The following is a 19,455-nucleotide window of genomic DNA, read 5'->3' as shown; positions in this document are numbered from 1 at the left end:
TGTTAACCCTGATGCAGTTCGCAGGCTGCGGGGCGTTGCGCTGGCTGTTTCCCGTGTCGGCTTTTTCACTCACCGGATTTTCCATGCGCACACCCTCCGCCTCGCGGCCCATTCACCGGCCATCCAGGTTTTTGTTGCTGGCGGCCTCGGCCCTGGTGCTGGCCGCCTGCTCGCAGCCGGCCCCGCCCGAGGAGCCGGTGCGCTCCGTCAAGCTGATGACGGTGGGCGTGGGGGCCCTGCAGTCACAGGTGGAGTATGCGGGCGAGGTGCGCGCCCGGGTCGAGTCGCGCCTGGGCTTTCGCGTGGCGGGCAAGATCGTGCAGCGCCAGGCCGAGCTCGGCCAGCGCGTGAAGGCCGGCGACGTGCTCGCCCAGCTCGACCCGCGTGACTACCAGCTGGCGGCCGACTCGGCGCGTGCGCAACTGGCCTCGGCCACCACGCAGCGCGACCTGGCGGCAGCCGACTACAAGCGCTACCAGACGCTCAAGGACCAGAACTTCATCAGCGGCGCCGAGCTGGAGCGCCGCGACGCGACCCTCAAGGCCGCGCAGGCCACGCTGGACCAGGCGCGCGCGCAGCTGTCCTCGCAGGGCAACCAGGCCACCTACACGCGCCTGGTGGCCGACGTGTCGGGTGTGGTCACGGGCATCGAGGCCGAGCCCGGCCAGGTCGTCTCGGCCGGCACGCCGGTGGTGCGCATTGCGCAGGACGGCCCGCGCGACGTGGTGTTCGCCGTGCCCGAGGACAAGGTGGCCCAGATCGCCGTGGGCTCCGACGTGGCCGTGCGCGGCTGGTCGGGCGGGGCCGTGCTGGCGGGCAAGGTGCGCGAGGTGGCGGCCAGTGCCGATGCGGCCACGCGCACCTTCCAGGTCAAAGTGGCCATCGAGGGCAGCGACGTGCCGGCGCTGGGCGCCACCGTGTACGCCCAGCCCAAGGCCCTGGGCCATGCCGGCGTGGCGGCCATCAAGCTGCCCACCAGCGCGCTGCGCCAGGAGGGCCAGGCCACGGCCGTGTGGGTGTACGACGCGGCCACCAGCACCGTGAAATCGCAGGTGGTGCAGATCGCCACGGCCGACGGCAACGATGCCGTGGTGGCTGGCGGCCTGACCCCGGGCATGCAGATCGTGGCCACCGGCGTGCACGTGCTCTCGCCAGGGCAGAAGGTCATGATCTACCAGCCCAAGTCGAACGGCGCCCCTGCGGCCAAGGCGCAGACGGTGGCCGGCAATGTGGCGCTGCCTGCTGCAGCTGCCGCGGCCCCCGCGCCGGCGGCGACGCCCGTGGCTGCGGCCCCTGCTTCCAAGTAAGGGCCCGCCATGAGCCAGATCCAACCGAAAGAGGGGTTCAACCTCTCCAAGTGGGCGCTCGACCATCCGGCGCTCACGCGCTACCTGATGGTGGTGCTGATGCTGCTGGGCTTTGCGGCCTATTTCCAGCTGGGGCAGGACGAAGACCCTCCCTTCACCTTCCGCGCCATGGTGGTGCGCACCTACTGGCCCGGCGCCACGGCGCAGCAGGTGGCCGAGCAGGTCACCGACAAGCTTGAGCGCACGCTGCAGGAGGTGCCCTACGCCGACAAGATCCGCAGCTACTCCAAGCCCGGCGAGTCGCAGATCATCTTCCAGATCAAGGACTCGTCCAAGGCCAGCGAGGTGGCCAACGTCTGGTACACCGTGCGCAAGAAGATCGGCGACATGCGCTACACCCTGCCCACGGGCATCCAGGGGCCGTTCTTCAACGACGACTTCGGTGACGTGTATGGCGTGATCTACGCGCTCGAATCCGAAGGCTTCAGCTACGCCGAGCTCAAGAACTTTGCCGACGACGCGCGCCAGCAGCTGCTGCGCGTGCCCGACGTGGCCAAGGTCGAGCTGTTCGGCGTGCAGGACGAGAAGCTGTTCATCGAGATCTCGCAAAAACGCCTGTCGCAGCTGGGCCTGGACATGAACCAGGTGCTGGCCCAGCTGGGCCAGCAGAACGCCGTGGAAGGCGCAGGCGCCGTACAGACGCCGCTGGACCAGGTGCAGGTGCGCGTGGCCGGCCAGTTCAGCGCGGTGGAAGACCTCGCGGCCATGCCGATCCGCGGCCCCTCGGGCGCGCAGCTGCGCCTGGGTGATATCGCCGAGATCAAGCGCGGCTATGTGGACCCCACCGCCGTGAAGGTGCGCCACCAGGGTAAGGAAGTGATCGCCCTGGGGGTTTCCATGACCAAGGGCGGCGACATCATCGCCCTGGGCAAGGCGCTGCACACCGCCACCGACCGCATCGGCGCCGCACTGCCTGCCGGCGTGAAGCTGGTGAATGTGCAGGACCAGCCCAAGGCGGTGGCCACCTCGGTCAACGAATTCGTGAAGGTGCTGATCGAGGCCGTGGTCATCGTGCTGGCCGTGAGCTTCGTCGCCTTGGGCTTTCACCGGCGGCCCGGCAACAACCCGCTGTGGAAGCGCTGGTACATCGACCCGCGCCCGGGCCTGGTGGTGGGCATCACCATCCCCATGGTGCTGGCCGTGACCTTCCTGGGCATGTGGTACTGGAACATCGGGCTGCACAAGATCTCGCTCGGTTCGCTGATCATCGCCCTGGGCTTGCTGGTGGACGACGCCATCATCGCCGTGGAGATGATGGTGCTCAAGCTCGAGGAGGGCTATGACAAGGTGCGTGCCGCCACCTTCGCCTACGAGCTCACGGCCATGCCCATGCTCACGGGCACGCTGATCACGGCGGTGGGCTTTTTGCCCATCGGCATCGCCAAGTCGACTACCGGCGAGTACACCTTCGCGATCTTCGCGGTGACGGTGCTCGCGCTGGTGCTCAGCTGGATCGTCTCGGTGTACTTCGTGCCCTACCTGGGCACCCTGCTGCTCAAGGTGCCGGCCCACGTGGCCCATGCCCAGGAGCACCACGGCGTGGAGGCCGGCGGGCACGAGGTGTTCGACAGCCCGTTCTACAACGCCTTCCGCCGCCTGGTGACCTGGTGCGTGCGCCACCGCTGGATCACCATTGCCCTCACCGTGGGCACCTTCGGCCTGGGCATCTTCGGCATGGGCAAGGTGCAGCAGCAGTTCTTCCCCGATTCGAGCCGGCCCGAGATCATCGTGGACGTGTGGTTCCCCGAGGGCACCTCTTTCGCGGGCAACGAAGAGGTCACCAAGCGCGTGGAAGCGCGCCTGCTGGCCGAGCCGGGCGTGAACACGGTGAGCACCTGGGTGGGTTCGGGCGTGCCGCGCTTTTACCTGCCGCTGGACCAGGTGTTCCCGCAGAGCAACGTGTCGCAGTTCATCGTGGTGCCGCAGGACCTGAAGCTGCGCGAGAGCCTGCGCATCAAGCTGCCCGCGCTGCTGGCGCAGGAGTTCCCCGAAGTGCGCGGCCGCGTGAAGCTGCTGCCCAACGGGCCGCCCGTGCCCTACCCGGTGCAGTTTCGCGTGGTCGGGCTGGACCCGCTGGTGCTGCGCGCCCGCGCCGACGAGGTCAAGGCCGCCCTGCGCGAGAACCCCCAGATGCGCGGCGTGAACGACAACTGGAACGAGTCCGTGAAGGTGCTGCGCCTGGAAGTGGACCAAGCCAAGGCGCGCGCGCTGGGCGTGACCAGCCAGTCCATTGCCCAGGCCAGCAAGACCATTCTCTCGGGCACGCAGGTGGGCCAGTTCCGCGAGGGCGACAAGCTCATCGACATCATGCTGCGCCAGCCGCTCGACGAGCGCAACGCCATCACCGACATCGCCAACGCCTACCTGCCCACGGCATCGGGCAAGTCGATCCCGCTTACGCAGATCGCCAAGCCGGTGTTCACCTGGGAGCCGGGCGTGATGTGGCGCGAGAACCGCGACTACGCCATCACCGTGCAGGGCGATGTGACCGAAGGCGTGCAGGGCGCCACCGTCACCGCGCAGCTGCTGCCCAGCCTGCGCGCCATCGAGGCCAAGTGGCGCGAGGCCGGGCAGGGCGGCTACCGCATCGAGGTGGCCGGTGCCGTGGAGGAAAGCTCCAAGGGCTCGGCCTCGATCGCGGCCGGCATCCCGATCATGCTGTTCGTCACCTTCACGCTGCTCATGCTGCAGCTGCACAGCTTCAGCCGCGCGATGCTGGTGTTCCTGACCGGGCCGCTGGGCCTGGCCGGCGTGGCGGGCGCGCTGATCCTGCTCAACCGCCCCTTCGGTTTCGTGGCGCTGCTCGGCGTGATCGCGCTGATGGGCATGATCCAGCGCAACTCGGTGATCCTGATCGACCAGATCGAGCAGGACCGCGCCAAGGGCATCCCCGCCTGGGACGCCATCGTCGAATCCGCCGTGCGCCGGCTGCGCCCCATTGTGCTCACGGCTGCCGCGGCGGTGCTGGCCATGATCCCGCTGTCGCGCAGCGTGTTCTGGGGGCCGATGGCCGTGGCCATCATGGGCGGGCTGATCGTGGCCACGGTGCTGACCTTGCTGGCCCTGCCGGCGATGTACGCCGCCTGGTTCCGCGTGAAACGGCCCGAGGACGAGCGGCTGGCCGCGGCCTGAGCACCCGGGGCAATGCCCCTGCCGTGGGCGGGGGCAGGGTGAACCCTTGCATGCCATGGGCGTGCGGAAATCGGGGAGCCCTGCTTCTCAGGTTAAAATCTAAGGTTGACCGATTTCACACAGGCGGCGGGCATAGCTTGCCGCCTGTTTGTTTGTTGTTGAACCGCGCGGGTGGCGAAATTGGTAGACGCACCAGGTTTAGGTCCTGACGCCAGCAATGGTGTGGGGGTTCGAGTCCCCCCCCGCGCACCAAAACGGAATGTGGCGCAGTTTTACTGAGTCATGCAAAAGGCCTGTTCTCCTATGGAGACAGGCCTTTTTCCTTGGCGGTTGACCCATCACCAGAACGCTTTAAACTACTGGAATTTTATCCAGTATTACATTGTGATCCCGCGGCAATCCCGCGCGGAATCCCGCGCGCGGAGGTGAGTGGATGGCGTACTACAAGAAGGTCGAGAAGGGTTGGCGCGCGCAGGTTGAGCGCTTGGGGGTGAGGGCATCCCAAACGTTCCCCACTAAGGCGCAGGCAGAGGCATGGGCGCTGGCTGAAGAGGCCGCCATACTGGCCGGCAAGCGGGGGCAGTTTCCGGCACGCACGTTGCGCGAGGCGGTGCGGCGTTATCAGGTCGAGGTGACCGACAAGAAGGTCACCAAGAAGCCCAAGGTGGCCAGGGCCGACAACCTGCGGTTTGAGGCCTGGCTGCGCGAGTTCCCCCAACTCGCGGACAAGGTGCTGCACCAGATCTCGGGTGATGACCTAGCGGCCTGGCGTGATGCCCGGTTGAAGGTGGTTTCACAGTCCAGCGTGCTGCGCGAGGCGCAACAGTTCAGGCCGGTGTGGTCCCTGGCCATTCGGCAATGGAAGTGGGCGGGGGCCAGCCCCTGGAAGGACATCACGCTGCCGCCCAAGGGGCACGCCAGGCGCAACAAGACGCTGTGGCAGCAGATCCGGCAGATCGTGCGATCTGGGGGGTATCGCACCGGGCGGCCGCCGGCGTTGCCGCAGACAGAAGCGATGTGGGCCTACCTGGTGGCGCTGCACACTTCGATGCGCTCGGCCGAGATCTTGCGCATGTCTCGGTCCACGGTGGACCTCAAGCGGCGCATCTACCACCTGACCAGGCACAAGACCGATGACGATGTGGGGGACCGCATCGTGCCGCTCACCAGGCGTGTGGTGAAGCTGCTGCGAGTGCTGGAGGCGGCTGCGGCCGCTGCGGGCCGTGATGCCTATTTCACGGTCACGGACGAAAGCCGGGATGTGAATTTTCGGAAGGTGCGGGACCGTCTCATGATTGAGGGGCTGACCTTCCACGATAGCCGGGCGGCCGCGTTGACCTGGCTGAGCAAGCGCTATGACGTAATGACCTTGGCCAAGATCAGCGGGCACAAGAACATACAGGAGCTGTACAACACGTACTACCGTGAGACTGAGGAAGAGATAGCAGCACGGTTGTAGCAAACCTTTCGTGTTACTCATGCACAATGCCATGACAACTTTCACGGAGAGGGAGCTATGCAAGTTCTAAGAGAGAGACAGCTGAACCCGGTTGGCGACGAGGTGTTGGCAATTACCGCAGTGGTTGCGCCAATCCTGATGGGAGTGTTGTCTGCCTTAAAGCAGGATGTTGTCGCTGAAGTGGGGGGGCATGCTAACGTGAAACTCAAAATGCTTCCTCGCTTGTATCGTCCGGGAGACGGCGACGTAGGGATATGTTTTGAGTATGCAGTTCACGAGGCAATGAATAACGGGGATGCGCAGGTGCTGAACCGTATTGAAAGCGCAATTAAGCTTTGTCGAATTAAGAATACTGGACTTAAATCCATTCTTTTTGGGATGGAGAAGTCTGGAGCAGTTCAGTTGATTAACACTGCCCACGACGTATTGACGGAAGAATCACGGGCCCTCACGGGGCAGGCAGGTCAGCCGCCAAAACTCCGCAGACGGTTAAATTTATTGGCGGCAGCATTTAGAAAGCCAACAACGCGGCTCGGTTTGCCATACTCCATCCGAGGTTTGTGGAAGGCGGATCTGTTTGTTGGTTCAGTCACAACGCAGCAATGGGTTGGAACCTCTATCAAAATTAACCCTTCGCAGTTGGAAGGTGCAGCTGGCTTGCGGGTCGGCATCGTACCTACGAGACAAGGCAGAAGTGATGCCGTCCGTATTGATGAAGCGAAAAATATGGTTATTTGCCCCCTCCATCATGATGGGGATTTTATGCAAGTGTTTTATGAAGCTTGGCGAATTGTTCAGGCTTTCCTGGCCGCCGACGCGAAACTACCAAAAGAGGCATTGCTTCCGCGTCCTGTGGATAGGGAGATATGCAGAATGCTGGAAGAGCGACGCGAGTATCCGACCATTGATGTTGTTGAGGCTCTAAAAGTTTTTGGCCAGCCGGAGCTATTGGCTACTGACAAGAAGAATGTGAAACTGGAAATAGTCTCTGGTGAGCAGGCGCAGACATCAACGCTATTAGCGCCAATGTCCAGAACAATTTAAAGACTTGATTACTTCGAGCATTTCCGTCTTTTGGCAAGCCAAGATTGAATTGCGGCCAGGCTCCACCATCGCATGCGCTCCGACAGGTCGATAACGGGCGCAGGGAAATCGGGCAACTTTGTCACGCGGTTAGTGGCGTGCGCTCGTGTGCACCCCAGTAATTGCGCGATGTCGGCAGTGTTCAGCGCCGTGTCGCCGCGGCCGAGGATTGGACGGGGGATGGTCTGCAACATGGCTTGGGGGGCTTGTTGCGTGCCCTGTTGATCGGGCTGAATGGAAAGGGCGCTCACGGTGTTCATACTCCTGCAAACGTCAGCTGCGCGCTGGCCGGGTGGGGGTTGGTGGTGGGCGCTGCGGCCGCAGCGGTGAGGGCCACGCCGCCGGCGCTGCGCACCTCGGCGGCGGCGTAGTCTTCGGCGCGGCGGAACTCGCTGCGGCTGATGTGCTGCAGCTGGTGGTGGTAGATCTCGATGCCGGTCTCGATGGCGTCGATCTCGGCCAGGTGGACCAGGGTGGTGGGGTCCCAGCTGCCGGCGGTCATGGCTCGGCGCAGGTAGCCGTCGAGGGCGTGCTGGGCGGCCAGGATGTGGCCGTGCGTGCCCTTGACGGGGCCACGGGTGGCCACGGCGTCGGCGATGTTCATCGCGCTCACCACGTGCGCCCATTGCAGCTCTGTGGCCACGGCCTGGCGCATGGCTGTGAAGCCGGCGCGCACCGGGCCCATGAGCTGGTCGACCTGGTGGCGCTGCAGCAGCATGGCGCCGGCGGCCGCGGCCAGCAGGGGGCTGTGCAGGCGTCTGCGCTGCTGGCGGGGTTTGGCGCGGCCGCTCATGCTTCCACCACGTCCAGCTCTGTGCTGTCGAACGACACGAACTGCGGCACGCCGCGCTTGGCGCGGGGGATGGCCACATCCCAGGCGGTGGCGCCCATCTTGCGTTGGATGGTGCCAGTCTTGCCCACGTGGGGCGCCTGCTTGGGGCCGCGCGCGGTGGCGTTGACCTTGACCGTGACCCCGATGGCCAGCACGCCCCCCGCCTGGCTGGCGGCAGCGCTGGAATCGCCTACGGCCTCGGCGGCCTGCGCGGGAGCGCCAGGCCGACGATCAACGCCCTGCGCCGCAGGCGCCTGTGCATGGGCCTCGGCAGGGGCATGCTCACCGGCATCGGCCGCGCCGGCGAGTGCCGGCGCTTCGTCGCCCTGCGGCGCGGCAGCGCCGCCTGGTGCTGACTCCTGCTCGAGCGCCTGCAGGCCGGCCGCGATCTCTTGCGAAGCATGCTCTTTCGAGGTCTTGGGCGCTTCGGCCGTGGTGCCCTTCTTGCCTTTGCCGCCCGCGCGCGCAGCCGGTTTGAGCGAGGGGGTTGCCATGTCGGCCTGCGCCTCTGCCTCCCCTCCCGCTCCCTCCCCTGCGGGCGCAGCCAGTTTGGTCGCGGTAGCTGCTTTTTGCAGTTTTTTCGCCGGTTTCTCGGAGGCGACGGGCTTTTCTGTCGCCTTAATCTTGGCCTTCAGGTCCTTGATCTTTGCGTTGACCGCCTTGCGCTCGGCCTCTTGTGCTTCGCGCTCTGCGGGCACGGTGTCGAGGCCCATGCCGCGGGCTGCGGCCAGGTGCAGGGCGGCATCGTTGAGCCAGCACGGAGTCTCGAACATGCGGCGCACCACGGTGCGGAACAGGTCCGGGCCGTCCAGGCGCTGCAGGTGCAGGCGCACGCGCTCTTCCCATGCCTCGTGGGCTTCGTCGTCGCCTTGCTCGGGGATGCTCAAGCAAGGGCCGATGGGCTCGCCGCCGCCGTCGTGCTCGGCAAGCAACCAGGCGCGCAGGAAGTCGGGGTTCATCAGCAACTGCTGGGCGCCGTCGAAGGTGATCAGGCGCTCGTCCACCGCACTGCGCACCGCCTTGTCGCCGACAGTTCTCAGGCGGTCGGGGAGATCCTTCTGCAGGCGTTCGATGTCGGCCTCCGCGTTCACCACATGCCTGGCTTCCTTGAGCACGCCCTGCGTGACCAGCCAGGCCTCTGCCTCGGCCGTTGGCACGGCTTCGATCAGTTCCTTCGTGTGCGGGTTCTCGATCAGCACGGCCTGGGGCGCGCCCTTGCCCAGTAGGGCGCGCAGGGGCTTGGCCTCGCCATCGGCCGTGTCGTGACGATGGCCGTCGAGGCGGCTGTAACCTTTCAGGTATGTGCCGTAGGGACTGGTGATCTCGCCGGCTTCCTTGCCCTCGATGATGGCCATGCCCTTGGCCTCGGCCTTCTTGCGCAGCTGGGTGCGGTGGGCGTCTTCCTTGCCGTGGTAGCACGCGGGATCGGTGCACAGGTCGGTGGCGCTGCCCTTGGGGATCTCGGCGAACAAGTCGGGGTTGGCGCCGGTGCGCTTGGGGCATTCCTTGCAGCTGCCGGCGGCCTTGACCAGGTTGGCATCGGCGATGGCGAACACGGCGCGCTCGAGGGCGAGCATGACGTTCTGCCGCAGCCAGGTCTGCAGGGTACGGTAGCTGGGCTGCTCGCCCTGGCCGTCTTTGCGGGTGGCTTCCTTGAGGGCCTTGAGCTGCAGGGCGCCGTCGGGGATGCGGGCCAGCAGCAGGCCGCGGCTGGCGTCGAGGTCGCCGGCGCGCAGGGCCTCGCGGGCCTCCTGGCACAGGTCCAGCAGCTTGAGGCGGGCGTAGACGTAGCTGCGGCTCTTGCCGATCTTCTCGGCCACCTGGTCGGCGTTGAGCTTGTTGGCCTCCATGAGGTAGCCGTAGCCCTCGGCCTCCTCGAGCTCGGTGACGTCTTCGCGCTGCAGGTTCTCGATGATCTGGATCTCGAGCACCTGGGCGTCGGTGAGGTGGCGGATCATGGCGGGCACTTCGACCACGGCCGCCAGCTGGCAGGCGCGCCAGCGGCGCTCGCCGGCCACGAGCTCGTATTCGATGGGGGCGGAGCGCTTGCCCGCGCCCTTGGGTGGGAAGGGCCAGGCCGCCTGGGGGCTGACCTCGAACTTGGCGGCGCGGGTGGTCTCCTCCACGCGGCTGGCGGGCAGAGGGCGCAGCAGGATGGGCTGGTGCACGCCGCTCTCGCGGATGCTGTTGGCCAGCTCCTGCAGCTTGTCCTGGTTGAAGGTCTTGCGCGGGTTGGTGGTGCTGGCCACGATGCTGGCCACGGCCACCATGCGCATCTGCGGGCCGGCGCCGGCCGGGGGCAGGTCGATGGTGGCGGTGTCTTTTGCGTCGGTCATGGTGCTGGTCTCTTCAGGCGACACGCCAGACGGCGACGTTGTCTTTGTTGATCGAGCGGACCTCGAAGCGGGGGCCGTCCTTGCCCTTGCGACCTTCGAGGATCTTGATGTTTCGGCGCAGGGTCTGGCGCACGGATGCGGGCATGGGGTCGGTGCTGTCGCCCACGTCGGTCAAGCGCTCGAGCAGGGGTGTCCAGTCGAGCCCGTGGGCCACGCGAGGGCCGGGCATGGGCACGCCCTTGCGCACGCCGAACATGTCGGGGGTCAGGCGCTCGAGGCTGATTGGCCGCGTGGGCTCGGCGGGGGCAGGCGCTGCTGCTGCTGGGGCCTGCAGATGGCGCGCTGCGATCACTGGCTCGGGCTTGCCGTCGAGCATGGCCATCTTGAACTGCGGGCCGCGGCGGTAGGTGTATTCGTCCTCGTGGTCCTTCTCGCGCTTGAGGACCATGTGGGCGACCACGTCGGCCAACTGGGTGTGCACCACGCGGGGCGAAACGTCAAACGCGCGCGCAATCAGGTCCGTGCGCATGGGGTGGCCTTCGCCCTCTTTGAGGTGCGCGATCACCCGGCCGGCCAGGCTTTCGGGGTCGAGGTGCATGACGGTCATGGCGTGGGCTCCGTGGTGGTGATGGGAAGGCCTGCGAGGTCGGTGACGCGGCCGCAGGGGTGGTACAGGCGGTTGCCTCGGCGGCTGGGCAGGGCAGCGGCCTGCGTGCCCTGCGCCCGGCCTGGCTGGGCCTGCAGCTCGGGGCAGTGGTAGCGGCCCACCATGGGGGTGCCCACGGGCTTGGCGCGGGCTGTTTGGGCGATGTAGGGGGTCATTGCGCGGGCACCTCCACACGCACGCCGGGGATCTGCCATTCACGCGCGGCCCAGGCGCTGAGCACCTGCTGCTGCAGGTGGCGGATGTCGCCGGCGTTGTCAATCACAGCGGTGGGCGAAAATGCCTCGCCGGTGACTTCGGACTGGTGCTGGCCGGTCTGTGCCGCGCAGCCCGGGCGGGTGATCTGCCAGACCTGGCCGCCGATGCCGTGGACCAATTCGGCCTCATCGGCAAACCGCACGTCGGTGATGACGACCAGGCGCGCATGGCGGCCCTTGTGCAGCCAGGACACGCGCTGTGCGGCACGGTGGACCCAGTAGCCTGCCGAGTTGGCGCGGCGGTACTCGGTGCCCCACCAGCGCATGATCTGGCGGGGGCTGCGGGGTGCTTCGAGGAAGTCGCGCAGCGTGCCATCGGCGCCGTTGTGGAACTCGACCACCATGCGGTCGACGAAGGCGCGATCAAGGCACCGGGCGAAGGCCAGGGCGGCCATGGGACGCTCTTTGGTATCGCGGCGGGTGAGGAACACCTGCTCGATGCAGTAGGCCTCGGCGATCTCTTCGCGCAGGGGGTCGGCGAAGGCCATGACGTGCGCGCCGCAGTGCTGGGCGAGCAGCTGGCCCACGGTGTCCTTGCCGCAGTTGAGAGGGCCGGTGAGGCCGATGACGATGGTGTTATGGGTGCTCATTGGTGATCGATCAAATGGGGTGGTTGCACCTCGATGTGCTGCGCGTCGTTGAACGACATGCGCACGGCGGGGCGGGGGCAGTGCACGGTGATGCGCATGCCCTTCTTGAGGTGGGAGGCGAAGGCCTCGGCCTTGGCGCGGGTGGCGTTGGTGAACACCTGCTCCACGTGCACGGCCTGGGCGGTGGGGGTGACCTGGTCGAGGTCTATGCACACGACTGGGGCGGCATCGCCCTCGCTGCCCACTGGTTTCACCCGCACCTCGGCGTTGCGGGTGAGGGTGCCGGTGCAGACCAGCCAGTGCGCGGGGTCGAGGGCGGCAGCAGCCGGCACACCAGCAGGTGCGGCGCTGGTGATGTGGCCCTCGTCCTCGTCGTCACCGAACAGGCTGAAGCCGGGCGGCAGCGGGCTCTTTTGTGCAGACGTGTGCACAGCGTGCCTCGGCTCAGTAGTACGCCAGGGCGTACACGACGCCCGCAGCGGCAGACAGGCACCACGTGGCGGCCAGGGCGATGGCCACCCAGCGCGCGAAGCGCAGCCACGCCTGCAGGCGCAGGGTGCTGCGGCTGGGGTGCGGGCCGTCCATGGTGATGGGCGCGGGTGCCGCTGGCTGGCGCGTGGTGGCGCGTTCGTGCAGGGCGGCCATGCGATAGGCGCTGCACGGGCCGGTAGTGACGCGCAGGGCGTTGTAGGTGCGCAGGCGGGCGATCATTTCTCACCTCCGAATCCGCCGGTGAGGTAAAAACCCAGCACGAACGCGGCGCATGCAAGCGCCAGGTTGAACAACAGAGGATGGTCATGCTTGAGCTGCTCCAGAGTCCCCTTCTTTCGCTCCTCACATTTTTGGGAGGGCTGCTTGTCGGCCACCGCACGGCACTTTGGCGGGACAGGCGAAAGGAGTTCAACGATGCGGCTGACCCAGTCCGTGCTTGGCTGTTGAAGGAATGCTCCGCTCCAAACGTGATGGGCGGCGGGCCTGGGCGGGCTGAGATCGATCAGCTGGTGCAACGCATGCACTGGTGGCGCCGCAAAGGCTTTGGGGCCGCATGGCAGCGCCAGCAGAAGGCCCGCGAGGACGCATTGCACCAGGATTCCTGGGGTCAGCCCCTGTACCGTGACACAGCGCAGATCAAAGCCGCGCTGGAGGCTTGCCTGGCCTATACCAGGCGGTGGTGATGTGCAGACGTCTGCACGGGCGAATGCCGCGCCCATGTTCAGACCTCCACGCGCTCGACGCAGAGCACGGCCAGGCCGGAGGTGTGGTGTGCCAGCTGCTCGGCTGCTTCGCAGCTGCTGCTCTTGAGCTGGATGGTGGGCAGTTGGCCCAGGGCGTCGAGGGTGTCTACCTCGTCGGAGGCGGTGCCTGCGGGCACCAGGGTGGCGCGGTAGCTGCGCGCGGGGGTGATATGCATGTGTACTCCTGTGCACCAGAAGTGGCGCAGCGGAGCGAATTAAACATGATGTTTAGTAAATCGTCAAACACTCTGTTTAGTGGGCTGTGATTTACATTTGGTGATCAACCTGTTTTCAACTCGGAGGCAACATGGACAACCGCGATGTTTGGGCGATCGCTTTGGAAGAAGCTGAGTCGCCAGAACTCCGGGATAAGGGGCTGTGGGCCCGTTGTTATGCCGACTCAAATGGCGATGAGGCGCGTGCCAAGGCTGCTTACATCCGTGCTCGAGCTGGCGGGGAAGGGCTGAGGCAGGGGGCGGCAGACAACGCACCTTCCGGCCATCCGCAGGGCGCAGCAGGACCCATGCATATCGCTGACGATGTTGTGACGACTCAGCAGACCGCGAAGCGCTACAAGGCAGTTCAGGCCATGGGTGTGGTCCTCATCCTGCTGGCGCCGGTCTCATGCGTGGCTGGCATTGGAGGAGGGCAGGGCCGAACAGTCGGGCTGCTCGTAGTCGGCGGGCTCCTTTACGTTGGGGCCCGCGTGGGGGCGTGGTGGAACCACGGCTAAGGGGTGGGAGACTCGTGAGCGCGCGAGCGCCTTTGCTTTCGGCATTCTCGGACGTCGACAAAGGTTTTCCAGCGGTGGTCGCCTTCGGCAATCCACTGCATGTTTTCTGGATGGTCACGCCCGCCAGCGCATAGCGGGACGATGTGATCAACTTGGTGCCCGGGACATGCACCGCGAATGGCGCCGGTGGTAGGGCAAGGGTGTTCGGCGCGAAATGCACGAACCTGGCTGCGGTCTCTTGGAATTCGAGCTTCAGCACCGGTGGTGAGTAGCAGCGCGGCTGCGAGCCAGGCCGCGCCAAGTCTCACAGCTTTTTGCCTTTCCACACCCATACGACCCTGCCGCGTACTTCGATCTGGCTATTCCCATCCAGGATGTCGACCATCTTCACCTTGGGGTTGTCACTGCTCACTTCGAAACTGCCGTCAAAGCGCTCTGTCACGCGCTTGATAAACACCCGATGGCCCGCCTCGAGCACGTAGACCCCATCTGCCTGCGATGGGTCGCGAGCACCTGAGTTCACAAGGAGGATGTCGCCGTCCTCGAAGGTGTCCGACATGCTATCGCCATACCCATGGATGAAGCGAAGGTCTTCGTGGCGGGTGATCTTGAGTCGTCGAGTGACCCACTCCCGAGAAAGTGAGATGTAGCCGATCACGACATCGTCGTGAAGCACGTCGGCGCCATCACCCATGACCCCTGCATTGGCCAGCAGGGGCACATGCACAACCTGTTCACCAGGCGCAGGAATAGGGCCGGGTGGGGGCGTTGGCAAGCGTGGAGATGGTTCGCCGATGACGGCAGCGCCTTCCCCGCTGATGACCCAGTTGGACGAAACGCCCAGAAGCCTTTCCGCGTTCATTGCTCCGGACTTCGACACGCCTCGGCGTCCCCAGTTCGTGATTGTCTGGTCCGACTCGTTCAAAGCCTTTGCAAGGGCAGAGGGTCCCTTGATCCCAGTTTTTTCGGCGGCGGTCAGCAGTCGTTGCAGGCTGTCGTGTCTGGCTCGGTCATTCATGCAAAGGATTCTTTGCGAACTAAACAAGTTGTTGCTACACGTCGTGTTTGACTGTTTACTAAACATCATGTTTAATTGACGGGATGACTGATGCAGAACTCATCGCACTTCACGGCGGGCCCACCAAGCTGGCCAAACTTTTGGGCTTTCCCGATGAGGGGGCGGCGCAGCGCGTGCAGAACTGGAAGAAGCGGGGAATCCCGCCTGCCGTAAAGGTCAAGCACCCCTCGCTGTTCTTGAATTTGCCTGAGTCCTCTACTGATGGCCGCGCGCAGCAAGCGCAGGGGGTGGCCCATGCGTAAGGCCCGGCCAGTGCCGGGCGCGACGACGGCTATGGCTTTGGCGCCTGCGAGTCGATCACTTTCCGCATCTCCTCCATTCGACGCTGGAACCATTTCAGCGGGTCGCCTCGCATGCCGGAGGGCATGTGATCGTAGCGAATCTGCAAATTGCGGATCAGCGCCTCTCTCAATTGGGGGGCGCTTTGAAGCACTGTCACAACTAGGGCGTCCTGTATGACGCGATCTGCATACGCCTGCCCTTCGAGCCTTTCCGCCCAACTGGACAAGCTTGTTAGAGCGCGCCCGACTTGGTCCACTGGCTTTGCTGCCTCCTGCGCTTCGACTGCATCGGGTTGCAGGTCCTCGTGCAGGCTTTCTAGATACAGCCCTGCGCGAATGCCGATCTCGTCGCCGTCTGATTCCAATACCTTGCGACCCGCAGTGATCGCAGAGTCGATTTGGCTGTCCGTCAGCGCGCCGCTTTTTCTCATCTCGACGATGAGCTTCGTCAGAAGTGTTTGCGTTGCCAGTGCGACTGAAGCCGTGATGTTTTCCATGTCCGACCCTTCTGGTGATGGTTGCGTGAGAGCTCCCATCGTAGGCCGGAAGTGGGCGGACGCCACTCATTCTTTGCCGCTCAGCCCGCAGCGAGTCTGCCACGTGGTCGGGTTTTACAAGTTGCCCCCGTTGAGTCAAGGCACTGCCCGCGCGGGCAGGCGCGGCGCTGTTGCGTGGCGGGTGGGCTGAGCGGTTTTTTCTTTGTGTTTTGGTCACGGCCGCAGTGTGGCGGGGTGACCCGGTTGTGTCTGTAACAGTAAAACGAGGGGTTGTGAGATGAACGTGATTGACGCTGCGTACAACGTGGTGCACGACTACCCGGGCGGTGCGGAGAGTCTGGGCCCGCGTGTGGAGAAGAACCCCACCACGCTCAACCATGAGGTGGCTGAAATTGGCACGGCGAAGCTGGGCCTGAAGACGGCTGTGAAGCTGACCGTCTTCACGAAGGACTATCGCATCCTCGAGGCCTATGCGGCTCAGTGCGGACGCATGGTGCTGCCGATGCCCGAGGTGCTGGCCGGTGAGAGCGATGACTGCCTGAAGACCTTGGGCGAGGTGCTGCGCGAGAGTGGCGAGCTGGTGCGCGAGATGACCAGCAGCCTGGCGGACGGCACCATCAGCGATAACGAGTACGACCGCATTGCGAAGGAGTGCGGCCACCTGGTGAGCGGGGTGACGAACCTGCTGGCCGCGGCCCGGGCGCGCAATGCGCAGGGCAAGCCAGCGAGCGAAGCGGGCGGTGTAGCTTGAGGCCGGCCGGGGAGGTGCGGCAGGCCTTGTTTTCGGCCTGCCAGCGGTTGGCTACGCCCACGCGGGGGGTGACCCTGCGGGAGATGGCGCACGGGGCGTGCGTGGGGCAGCAGGCCGCGCGCAATACGGTGGCGGCCATGCGCCGGGCGGGGCAGATTGCGCCGCTGCAGGAGCGTGAGGTGGACTACCGCAACCGCAAGGTGCTGGAGTATGTGCCAGCGGCTATGGTGCCGCCTGCAGCCCCTGGTGCTGCTGCCCTGGGACATGCGCTGCTGGCGTGGAAGGGATAGGCCCAGCAGCGATGCAATCCAGCGATCAACCAACACCACCGGCCGCACTGGCGCCGGTGTGGAAGACCATTCCCGCAGCCCTGGCGGACCGCCAGCAGTGGGTACTGTGGAAGTACGAATGGGATGTGAAGCGCAGCGCCTGGCTGAAGGTGCCGTATTACGTGGCGGGCGGGCGGCGCACGGGGGACCAGGGGAGCGACCGGGACCGCAGCCGCCTGGCCACGCTGCCCTTGGCGCGCCGGGCCTTCGAGAAGGCGGCGGGCACGGCCAGCGCCTGGACGGGGGTGGGCTTTGGCTTTTTGCCCGATGACGGGCTGATCGGCATTGACCTGGACAAGTGCCGGGACCTGGAGACAGGGGTGCTCAGCGAGCGGGCGGCCAAGATCGTGCAGGCGTTCCACTCGTTCACCGAGTTCTCGCCCTCGGGCCGGGGCCTGCACATCTACCTGCTGGGCAAGACGCAGACGGCCAAGAGCAACGATATCGGCGTGGAGATGTTTTGCGAGAAGCAATACTTCACGGTGACGGGGCACCACATGGAGGGCACGCCCTTGGATGTGGTGCAGGCCGACGATGCAGCGGTGCGGCGGATGCACGTGACCATCGAGGAGGCGAAGAAGAAGTACAACCCCCCCGCACCGGCCCCCGCGGCCCAGCGCAGCACTGCTGTCGGCGAGCGAGACGGGCGGGATGATTTTGCGTACGTGAACGGTGAGGCGATGCGTGCGCTGCACGTGTGGGTGCCTGCGCTGTTCGGCGGGCGCGAGGTGAAGAGTGGGCAGGGCTATCGCCTGACGCCCAAGGCGCTGGGGCGTGACCTGCAGGAGGACCTTTCCATCAAGCCCGAGGGCATCGTGGATTGGGGCGTGGCCGACATGGGCGACGCACGCCAGGGCAAGCGCACGCCCGTGGACGTGGTGATGGAGTGGGGCCCGGGCGTGGGCAAGCCGGGCGAGGCGCTGCGGTGGCTGGCCCAGGCCATGGGCATCACGCTGGACCCGCCCAAGAAAAAAAATGCGAACAAGGGTGCTGCCGCTGGGGGGCAGGAGGCGGCAGATGCGCCTGCGCCTGCCGGCGATGCCGCTGCGGCGGAAGCTGGGGGCGGTGGTGATGGCAAGCCGCCCAAGAAGCGCCGGCGCGGCGGGGACGACAGCGACGGTGGTGACGACGATGCCGATGGCGGCCTGGTCGAGCTGTACAACCGGCTGGTGATGCACCGCGGGCGGCCCATGGACTGCCGCGAGAACGTGATGTATGCCCTGCAGCTGGACCCCACGCTGAAGGGGATGGCCAAGTTCAATGACTTCACCCGCCTGATCGAGCGCAGCCGGACCACACCCTGGGGGCACCCGCCCGGCGAGTGGAACGATGAAGACGATTTGATGCTGGGCGAGTACCTGCTGCGGGAGCATCGGTTGGGCGTGAAGGCCAAGGGCACCCTGCGCGATGGGGTTCTGATGGCGGCCAGGTCGAGCCGGTTCAACCCGGTGGTAGACCTGATCGAGGCCGAGGCCTGGGACGACGTGCCCAGGCTGGAGACATGGCTGTCTACGGTGTACCGGCTGGGTGAGCGCAAGGACCCGGCTGAGGCGGAGCGGTTTCTGAAGTACACGCGCCTGATTGGGCGGTGCTTCTTCATGGGCCTGGTGAACCGGGCCATTCGGCCGGGCTGCAAGTTCGACTACATGCTGATCATCAAGGGGGAGCAGGGGCTGGCGAAGTCCACCCTGTTCCGCGCGATCGCGGGCCCGTTCTTCACCGACAACGGCACGAAGGTGGGTGAGAAGGATTCGCTGATGGCGCAGCAGCTGGCCTGGATCGTTGAATCGGCTGAGCTCGAGTCACTGAACAAGGCGGAGAGCACTTCCATCAAGCAGTACCTCAGTGTGCAGGACGACCTGTACCGGCCGCCCTATGGGGCGCAGATGGTGAAGGCGCCCCGGCACTTTGTGAACGTGGGCACGACGAATGCGGAGACCTTCCTGAAGGATGCGACGGGTGACCGGCGCTTCTGGCCTCTGGAGGTGTTCGAGGTGTTTCTGGAGCGGCTGAAGGAGATGCTGCCCCAGCTGCTGGCCGAAGCGATGGCTCGGCTGGATCGGGGTGAGCAGTATTGGCCCACGCGGGAGGAGGAAAAGGCGCTGGTCTTCCCGGAGCATGAGCAGTTCAAGCATACGGATAGTTGGGAGGACATGCTGCACGAGTATGTGAACGCGCCCACGGCCAAGAAGATGGGCGTGCCTGCAGGGGCCACGCGTGAGTTCTTTGCCACCACTGAGCTGTATGAGGCCATGGGCATCAAGGCTGACCGCATCGATGCCAACGGCAACATGGATGGCCGCATGGGCCGGGCCATGAAGGGCCTGGGCTTTGAGCGGCATCGTGAATCCAACGGGGCACGTCGGCGCGGATTCAAGCGGCTCAAGCTGGACCAAGAGGCGGTAGCCGCGGCCATGGAGGCCGCCAAAGCCGATCCCCCGGGTATTGCCCCATCACCCATTGACCAGGGCCCGCCAGGCGCTATGCGCCTGCCTCCTGGCCCTTTCTCGCATGAAGGTGACGACGATGGTCCGATCCCCTTCTGAGATATCCACCACCACCGCCAAGGTGCGCTATGGGCGCCCCGCGATCTGGTCACGCCCCGCCCGGTGCACGCGTCTGCGCGCCTGGGCGGTCCTGTCGCCATCGCCGTCCATGCCGTCCACCCCACGTCCATCCTGGGGTGGACGGCGCAAGTGGTTGATTTATCAAGGGGTTTCGGCATCCGTCCACCCGTCCACCCCTGATGGCCCCAACTCCACACGCAAGCGTGCGCAGACGCAGGGGGGCGCGTGTCTGCGCGCACGCACGGGCGCGGCTTCAACCCATAC

At 65.6% G+C, this 19,455-nt stretch carries 20 protein-coding genes and 1 tRNA gene; 9 read left to right on the top strand and 12 right to left on the bottom strand.

The window, feature by feature from the left end:
• Nucleotides 1-83: 83 nt before the first annotated feature.
• From PMI14_RS27145 to PMI14_RS34445, 5 genes are all read left to right on the top strand, one after another.
• Nucleotides 84-1,307: an efflux RND transporter periplasmic adaptor subunit gene (locus PMI14_RS27145; RefSeq protein ID WP_007859532.1), complete on the top strand. Its 1,224-nt coding sequence runs from the start codon at nucleotides 84-86 to the stop codon at nucleotides 1,305-1,307.
• 9 nt (nucleotides 1,308-1,316) lie between these two features.
• Entirely contained in the window at nucleotides 1,317-4,499 is a 3,183-nt protein-coding gene (locus tag PMI14_RS27140) for an efflux RND transporter permease subunit (protein ID WP_007859529.1), read from the top strand.
• 165 nt (nucleotides 4,500-4,664) lie between these two features.
• Nucleotides 4,665-4,751, top strand: a tRNA-Leu gene (locus PMI14_RS27135).
• 181 nt (nucleotides 4,752-4,932) lie between these two features.
• Nucleotides 4,933-5,958 (top strand): tyrosine-type recombinase/integrase, encoded by a 1,026-nt coding sequence (locus PMI14_RS27130; RefSeq protein ID WP_007859527.1) that lies wholly within the window; start codon nucleotides 4,933-4,935, stop codon nucleotides 5,956-5,958.
• A 57-nt stretch (nucleotides 5,959-6,015) separates the two neighbouring features.
• Complete coding sequence (locus tag PMI14_RS34445; RefSeq protein WP_007859525.1) at nucleotides 6,016-7,002, top strand: hypothetical protein; 987 nt, start codon at nucleotides 6,016-6,018, stop codon at nucleotides 7,000-7,002.
• An 8-nt stretch (nucleotides 7,003-7,010) separates the two neighbouring features.
• On the opposite strand, the gene PMI14_RS35115 is transcribed toward PMI14_RS34445, so the two are convergent.
• The 11 genes from PMI14_RS35115 to PMI14_RS34435 form a co-directional block, all read right to left on the bottom strand.
• Nucleotides 7,011-7,292: a hypothetical protein gene (locus tag PMI14_RS35115; protein WP_007859523.1), complete on the bottom strand. Its 282-nt coding sequence runs from the start codon at nucleotides 7,290-7,292 to the stop codon at nucleotides 7,011-7,013.
• A 5-nt stretch (nucleotides 7,293-7,297) separates the two neighbouring features.
• Nucleotides 7,298-7,834, bottom strand: coding sequence for a hypothetical protein (locus tag PMI14_RS27125; RefSeq protein WP_007859521.1), 537 nt, complete (start codon nucleotides 7,832-7,834; stop codon nucleotides 7,298-7,300).
• Nucleotides 7,831-10,209, bottom strand: a complete 2,379-nt coding sequence (locus PMI14_RS27120; protein WP_007859519.1) for a ParB/RepB/Spo0J family partition protein — start codon at nucleotides 10,207-10,209, stop codon at nucleotides 7,831-7,833. Before PMI14_RS27120 ends, PMI14_RS27125 begins: the two co-directional genes overlap by 4 nt.
• Before the next feature lie 13 nt (nucleotides 10,210-10,222).
• A complete protein-coding gene (locus tag PMI14_RS27115) occupies nucleotides 10,223-10,816 on the bottom strand; it encodes a hypothetical protein (protein ID WP_007859517.1) in 594 nt (197 codons plus the stop codon).
• Nucleotides 10,813-11,031 (bottom strand): hypothetical protein, encoded by a 219-nt coding sequence (locus PMI14_RS27110; protein WP_007859515.1) that lies wholly within the window; start codon nucleotides 11,029-11,031, stop codon nucleotides 10,813-10,815. The genes PMI14_RS27115 and PMI14_RS27110 overlap by 4 nt, the downstream gene beginning before the upstream one ends.
• Nucleotides 11,028-11,720 carry a hypothetical protein gene (locus PMI14_RS27105; protein WP_007859513.1) on the bottom strand — a complete coding sequence of 231 codons (693 nt, stop codon included), beginning with the start codon at nucleotides 11,718-11,720 and terminating at the stop codon, nucleotides 11,028-11,030. Before PMI14_RS27105 ends, PMI14_RS27110 begins: the two co-directional genes overlap by 4 nt.
• The gene (locus tag PMI14_RS27100; protein ID WP_007859512.1) at nucleotides 11,717-12,151 is read right to left on the bottom strand and encodes a hypothetical protein; all 435 of its coding nucleotides are present in this window, start codon (nucleotides 12,149-12,151) and stop codon (nucleotides 11,717-11,719) included. The genes PMI14_RS27105 and PMI14_RS27100 overlap by 4 nt, the downstream gene beginning before the upstream one ends.
• 13 nt (nucleotides 12,152-12,164) lie before the next feature.
• Nucleotides 12,165-12,431, bottom strand: coding sequence for a hypothetical protein (locus tag PMI14_RS27095; protein WP_007859511.1), 267 nt, complete (start codon nucleotides 12,429-12,431; stop codon nucleotides 12,165-12,167).
• A complete protein-coding gene (locus PMI14_RS35110) occupies nucleotides 12,428-12,931 on the bottom strand; it encodes a hypothetical protein (protein WP_146187914.1) in 504 nt (167 codons plus the stop codon). Before PMI14_RS35110 ends, PMI14_RS27095 begins: the two co-directional genes overlap by 4 nt.
• A gap of 2 nt (nucleotides 12,932-12,933) precedes the next feature.
• On the bottom strand, nucleotides 12,934-13,131 hold the full coding sequence (locus PMI14_RS27085; RefSeq protein ID WP_007859509.1) for a hypothetical protein: 198 nt from the start codon (nucleotides 13,129-13,131) through the stop codon (nucleotides 12,934-12,936).
• Between the two features lie 861 nt (nucleotides 13,132-13,992).
• A complete protein-coding gene (locus tag PMI14_RS34435) occupies nucleotides 13,993-14,706 on the bottom strand; it encodes a S24 family peptidase (RefSeq protein WP_035205968.1) in 714 nt (237 codons plus the stop codon).
• Nucleotides 14,707-14,789: 83 nt separating this feature from the next.
• Between PMI14_RS34435 and PMI14_RS27070 the strand changes: the two genes are divergently transcribed.
• The gene (locus PMI14_RS27070; protein WP_007859507.1) at nucleotides 14,790-15,008 is read left to right on the top strand and encodes a hypothetical protein; all 219 of its coding nucleotides are present in this window, start codon (nucleotides 14,790-14,792) and stop codon (nucleotides 15,006-15,008) included.
• Between the two features lie 29 nt (nucleotides 15,009-15,037).
• Here the strand turns inward: PMI14_RS27070 and PMI14_RS27065 are convergent, their stop codons facing one another.
• Nucleotides 15,038-15,544, bottom strand: a complete 507-nt coding sequence (locus tag PMI14_RS27065) for a hypothetical protein (RefSeq protein WP_007859505.1) — start codon at nucleotides 15,542-15,544, stop codon at nucleotides 15,038-15,040.
• A 277-nt stretch (nucleotides 15,545-15,821) separates the two neighbouring features.
• Here PMI14_RS27065 and PMI14_RS27060 point away from each other — a divergent pair, with 277 nt between their 5' ends.
• The 3 genes from PMI14_RS27060 (at nucleotide 15,822) to PMI14_RS33780 (ending at nucleotide 19,170) form a co-directional block, all read left to right on the top strand.
• Nucleotides 15,822-16,295, top strand: a complete 474-nt coding sequence (locus PMI14_RS27060; RefSeq protein ID WP_007859503.1) for a phage regulatory CII family protein — start codon at nucleotides 15,822-15,824, stop codon at nucleotides 16,293-16,295.
• Nucleotides 16,296-16,363: 68 nt separating this feature from the next.
• Nucleotides 16,364-16,585: a hypothetical protein gene (locus PMI14_RS27055; protein WP_108016555.1), complete on the top strand. Its 222-nt coding sequence runs from the start codon at nucleotides 16,364-16,366 to the stop codon at nucleotides 16,583-16,585.
• 11 nt (nucleotides 16,586-16,596) lie between these two features.
• Entirely contained in the window at nucleotides 16,597-19,170 is a 2,574-nt protein-coding gene (locus tag PMI14_RS33780; RefSeq protein ID WP_007859501.1) for a VapE domain-containing protein, read from the top strand.
• The last annotated feature ends 285 nt before the right edge of the window (nucleotides 19,171-19,455 follow it).

The organism is Acidovorax sp. CF316, assembly GCF_000276605.1.
In the GTDB taxonomy this organism is placed as follows: Bacteria; Pseudomonadota; Gammaproteobacteria; order Burkholderiales; family Burkholderiaceae_C; genus Acidovorax.
Note: the sequence above shows the minus strand (reverse complement) of the source record. Positions and strands in the feature narration are given on the sequence as shown.

Excerpts from the sequence above, each read along its gene's own strand:
- PMI14_RS27145 (WP_007859532.1), top strand. The coding sequence starts at position 84 with ATGCGCACACCCTCCGCCTCGCGGCCCATTCACCGGCCATCCAGGTTT.
- PMI14_RS27140 (WP_007859529.1), top strand. The coding sequence starts at position 1,317 with ATGAGCCAGATCCAACCGAAAGAGGGGTTCAACCTCTCCAAGTGGGCG.
- PMI14_RS27130 (WP_007859527.1), top strand. The coding sequence starts at position 4,933 with ATGGCGTACTACAAGAAGGTCGAGAAGGGTTGGCGCGCGCAGGTTGAG.
- PMI14_RS34445 (WP_007859525.1), top strand. The coding sequence starts at position 6,016 with ATGCAAGTTCTAAGAGAGAGACAGCTGAACCCGGTTGGCGACGAGGTG.
- PMI14_RS27125 (WP_007859521.1), bottom strand. The coding sequence starts at position 7,834 with ATGAGCGGCCGCGCCAAACCCCGCCAGCAGCGCAGACGCCTGCACAGC.
- PMI14_RS27120 (WP_007859519.1), bottom strand. The coding sequence starts at position 10,209 with ATGACCGACGCAAAAGACACCGCCACCATCGACCTGCCCCCGGCCGGC.
- PMI14_RS27115 (WP_007859517.1), bottom strand. The coding sequence starts at position 10,816 with ATGACCGTCATGCACCTCGACCCCGAAAGCCTGGCCGGCCGGGTGATC.
- PMI14_RS27110 (WP_007859515.1), bottom strand. The coding sequence starts at position 11,031 with ATGACCCCCTACATCGCCCAAACAGCCCGCGCCAAGCCCGTGGGCACC.
- PMI14_RS27105 (WP_007859513.1), bottom strand. The coding sequence starts at position 11,720 with ATGAGCACCCATAACACCATCGTCATCGGCCTCACCGGCCCTCTCAAC.
- PMI14_RS27095 (WP_007859511.1), bottom strand. The coding sequence starts at position 12,431 with ATGATCGCCCGCCTGCGCACCTACAACGCCCTGCGCGTCACTACCGGC.
- PMI14_RS35110 (WP_146187914.1), bottom strand. The coding sequence starts at position 12,931 with ATGGGCGCGGCATTCGCCCGTGCAGACGTCTGCACATCACCACCGCCT.
- PMI14_RS27085 (WP_007859509.1), bottom strand. The coding sequence starts at position 13,131 with ATGCATATCACCCCCGCGCGCAGCTACCGCGCCACCCTGGTGCCCGCA.
- PMI14_RS34435 (WP_035205968.1), bottom strand. The coding sequence starts at position 14,706 with ATGAATGACCGAGCCAGACACGACAGCCTGCAACGACTGCTGACCGCC.
- PMI14_RS27070 (WP_007859507.1), top strand. The coding sequence starts at position 14,790 with ATGACTGATGCAGAACTCATCGCACTTCACGGCGGGCCCACCAAGCTG.
- PMI14_RS27065 (WP_007859505.1), bottom strand. The coding sequence starts at position 15,544 with ATGGAAAACATCACGGCTTCAGTCGCACTGGCAACGCAAACACTTCTG.
- PMI14_RS27060 (WP_007859503.1), top strand. The coding sequence starts at position 15,822 with ATGAACGTGATTGACGCTGCGTACAACGTGGTGCACGACTACCCGGGC.
- PMI14_RS33780 (WP_007859501.1), top strand. The coding sequence starts at position 16,597 with ATGCAATCCAGCGATCAACCAACACCACCGGCCGCACTGGCGCCGGTG.